The sequence below is a fragment of the Bradyrhizobium sp. sGM-13 genome, from assembly GCF_018398875.1.
In the GTDB taxonomy this organism is placed as follows: domain Bacteria; phylum Pseudomonadota; class Alphaproteobacteria; order Rhizobiales; family Xanthobacteraceae; genus Bradyrhizobium.
The window spans coordinates 1-260 of the sequence record NZ_JAGWDK010000345.1; the positions used below are offsets into that span (position 1 = coordinate 1).

Genomic DNA, 260 nt, shown 5'->3' on the forward strand with positions numbered 1-260 from the left:
TTGCCCTTGCTGGCGTGGCTCTCTCTGACAAGCACGTCGAAACCCGCGCCAACGATCAACCGCTTGAGTTCGGACGCGCCGAGGGAGCTGACATGTGGCGCCTTTCCGATGAGTTGCATCGCGGGCAGCAGGACCAGCCGGATCAGCGGATTCATGTCTCCCAAGCAAGGCGTTTTCGAGATGAACAGTCCCCCGGGCTTCAGCAGTACGTGGATGCTGCGCAGCGTGTCCGGCACGTTGCGCACCAGATGCAGATAGTT

The 260-nt window shown here is 60.8% G+C and carries 1 protein-coding gene; it reads right to left on the reverse strand.

Going from position 1 to position 260, the window contains the following annotated elements; genetic code table 11:
- A partial coding sequence (locus KJQ96_RS39280) for a methyltransferase domain-containing protein (protein WP_213291249.1) occupies window positions 1–260 on the reverse strand: 260 nt, incomplete at both ends.